The organism is Polaromonas sp. P1_E1_2 (genome assembly GCF_056406035.1).
On record NZ_JBFUAZ010000455.1, the window covers coordinates 1 to 3,548 of the forward strand.

Sequence of the window (3,548 nt, forward strand, 5' to 3'; positions counted from 1 at the left end):
TTTCCATTGGCTACGCGCCAAAAATCATCCAAACCTCCGCCACGTGTCCCTGAATGGACACAAACCCAAACAGGAAATACAAAAGCCAACCGCTTCGGCACGCGGCGGCCAATTACGCCTGCGCACCGTCAAGGATTTCAGCTATCCTTAGCCCCTTCACAACTACCGACCGCCCATCACGTGTCCGACGTTCCCCCCAGTCGGTCTTCCAGGCCAGAAGACAAACGCGGCTTTTTGCAGAAGCTCGCTGAAATGCTCCACCCAGGCCCCGACTCGAAGGACGAGTTGATCGAGACCCTGGTGGAAGCCCAGGACAATGACGTCATCGGAGCCCAGAGCCGCGAGATGCTCGAGGGGGTCATCCGCATGGCCGACATGACGGCGGGCGATGTCATGGTGGCAGCCCCGCGCATGGACGTGATCAACATCGACGCGCCGTTCGACGAACTGCTGCACCTGGTGATCGACACCGCCCACTCGCGCTTTCCCGTCTACGAAGGCGAAAAGGAAAACATCCTCGGCATCCTGATGGCCAAGGATCTGCTCAAGCTGCAGCGCGCGCCCGAACTCAACATCAAGGCCCTGCTCCGGCCCGCCGTCTTTGTGCCGGAGAGCAAGGGGCTGAACGACCTGCTGCGTGAATTCCGCGGCAACCGCAACCACCTTGCCATCGTCATTGACGAATTCGGCCGCGTGGCCGGCCTCATCACCATTGAAGATGTGCTCGAGCAGATCGTCGGCGAGATCGAGGACGAATTCGACATTGCCGAAGACGAGGGCGACATCTTCGGCCTCAGCGACCATACCTACCGCGTCAGCGGCGACACCTCCATCGAGCGTGTCAACGAAGCTTTTGGTGTGACGCTGCCCGAAACCGACTTCGATACGATCGGGGGGCTGGTGGCGCATGAGATGGGCCATGTTCCCAAGCGCGGCGAGCATYACGCGCTGGCCGGCCTGCAGTTCACCGTACTGCACACCAAAGGTGGGGCCGTGCGCTGGTTCAAGGTGTCGCCGGTCAGCGCCGGCGTCTGACAACGAATTCACGAAAAAAAGGGCGGGCTGACTATGGGACGGGATTCGATTCAAAGCATGATGTCCCATCTCCCGACCTTGCCTGCGTTGCTTGAGCACGCGCGCAACCCGCCGCCGCGCAAAGGCATTTCGCCGTTCCAGATTGCTATTATTTTGATAGCTGGTTGCGCCCATGCAGCAAGCATGGCCTGGCCTTTTGATTTTGGTTTTGCACAGGGCCAGCCGCTGTGGTGGCTGCAACTGCTGGCGCTTTTCCTGTTTGCCGCGCAACTTGACAGCTGCCGCTCCTGGAAGCGCGCCGCCTGGATGGGCGGTCTTTTCGGCACGGCGATGTTGTGCAGCACCTTCTGGTGGCTGTTCATTTCCATGCACTACTACGGCGGGCTGGCAGCGCCCYTGACCGTACTGGCCATCGTGCTGCTCGCCGCCTTTCTGGGGCTCTACTACGCAGCGGCCTGCGCATTTTTCGTGAAGCTGGCGCCCAGGCGCAGGCTGCCACGTGCCACGGTGTTTGCAGCCCTCTGGCTGCTGGCAGAGCTGGCCCGGGTCGAATTCTTTACCGGCTTTCCCTGGGGCGAGGGCGGTTATGCCCACGTCGACGGCTGGGCCAGGCCGCTGGCCGCGTGGGTGGGCGTGCATGGGCTGACTTTCCTGGCCGCGCTGGTTGCAGCATGGCTGGCGATGACCCTGCGCTCATCCCATGTGCAATGGCTGAACGTGACCGGCATCCTGGTTGTCTGCATAGTGGCGGGTTATCTGCCGGTGCAAAGCGCCTGGCCCGGCGATACCCCGGTCCAGCCCGCCGAGCCGCTGGGTGTCTCGCTGCTGCAGGGCAACATTCCCCAGAACGAAAAATTCCAGCCCGGCACAGGTGTGGCCACGGCGCTGCGCTGGTACGGCCAGCAGCTGCGCGATGCGAAAGCGCCGCTGGTGGTGGCGCCTGAAACCGCCATCCCCGTGCTGCCCCAGCAATTGCCGGAAGGCTACTGGCAAGCGCTGCAGGCAAGGTTTGCCGCCGGCAACCAGGCGGCATTGATCGGCCTGCCGATTGGCAGCTCCCAGGCCGGGTACGCCAACTCTGTGCTGGGCTTCAAGCCCGGGCAAGCAGAGCCTTACCGTTTCGACAAGCATCACCTGGTGCCGTTCGGCGAGTTCATACCGACGGGTTTCAGGTGGTTCATCGACATGATGCACATCCCGCTGGGCGACTTCAACCGGGGTGCGGTCGGGCAGGCTTCCTTCGAATGGAAAGGCCAGCGGCTGGCGCCCAACATCTGCTACGAAGACCTTTTTGGCGAAGAGCTGGGCGCACGCTTCATCGATCCTGCGCTCGCCCCGACCATCTTTGTCAATGTCAGCAACATCGCCTGGTTCGGCAACACCGTGGCGATTGACCAGCACCTGCAAATTTCGCGCATGCGCGCGCTGGAATTCAGCCGACCGATGATCCGCGCCACCAACACCGGTGCCACGGTCATCATCGACCATCAGGGCAAAGTCACGCATTCGCTGGAGCGCCACACCCGCGGCGTGCTGAACGGCGACGTCCAGGGCCGCAACGGCATCACGCCGTATGCCCACTGGGTGTCCCGCTACGGCCTGTGGCCGCTGTGGGGGCTGGGGCTGGGCGTTGCGGTCCTGGCTGGGGCGTTCCGCCGCCGTCGCTAGACTGGCCCACCCCGTCGGACGCTCACTGCGTGTAGCGCCTTCCCCCTTCCAGGGGCGGCGCCTGCGGCCTGGCAAAGCCAGTTCCGCGGCCCCTGCTGGTTTGGGGGCTGCGATGAGTCGGGTGTGCTTAGTACGTTGCAGCCATCACGCCGTGTAAAAGTTCTGGCAGCATCTCCAGCATGCGCAGCGCATCCTGACCAGGTGGTGTGCTGCTCGCAAAATACATCTGGAGTGGCGCCTGGGCAAAGTCATGCAGCGGCACCGCTGTCAATGATTGCGGGTCCAGGTTGCTGGCCGTCAGGAAGTCCACCACCGTCCAGCCCATGCCGCGCTTGACCAGCTCCAGCGCCAGCCGCGAGGTGTGCACCTGCAAACCTTCGGGGGCGGTCAGGCCCAGGTGGCGCGCCAGGTCGTCGATCGACTGACACATCGGGTCCTCACCCACCAGCCGTATCAGCGGCATGCTGGCCAGGAAAGACATCGGGTTCTGGCGCCTGGCCTTCACGGCCCGCTGCCAGATGTCGCGTGTGACGGCCAGGTAGAGCGGGCCGCTCACCAGCGTCGAACTGGTCAGCAACGGGTGCGGGTGTTCATAAAAACCAAGGGCAAAGTCCACGCTGCGCGTCAACAGTGCCTGCACCATCTGGTCCTGGTGCAGGGTGCGCACCTCGACGCGAACGCGCGGGTAGCGCGCCATGTGCCTTTCCAGCACCAGCGGGAGAAACTCATGGCTGACGGACGGAATGGCCGCAAGCCGTACCTGGCCGCCGGCCGACTGCCGCAGGTTGACGGCAATGCGCTTGAGCCCGTCCAGCTTCTGGTGGATTTGCGAGGATTCTTCAAAC

At 63.2% G+C, this 3,548-nt stretch carries 3 protein-coding genes; 2 read left to right on the plus strand and 1 reads right to left on the minus strand.

What is annotated here, in order from left to right; all coding sequences use genetic code 11:
• Positions 1-252 precede the first annotated feature (252 nt).
• Positions 253-1,035 carry an HlyC/CorC family transporter gene (locus tag AC1D1P_RS17865; RefSeq protein ID WP_477673891.1) on the plus strand — a complete coding sequence of 261 codons (783 nt, stop codon included), beginning with the start codon at positions 253-255 and terminating at the stop codon, positions 1,033-1,035.
• Positions 1,036-1,092: 57 nt separating this feature from the next.
• Entirely contained in the window at positions 1,093-2,703 is a 1,611-nt protein-coding gene (lnt, locus tag AC1D1P_RS17870) for an apolipoprotein N-acyltransferase (protein WP_477673892.1), read from the plus strand.
• 127 nt (positions 2,704-2,830) lie between these two features.
• Here the strand turns inward: lnt and AC1D1P_RS17875 are convergent.
• Positions 2,831-3,548: LysR substrate-binding domain-containing protein (locus tag AC1D1P_RS17875; RefSeq protein ID WP_477673893.1), on the minus strand; the 718-nt coding region annotated here is incomplete at its 5' end.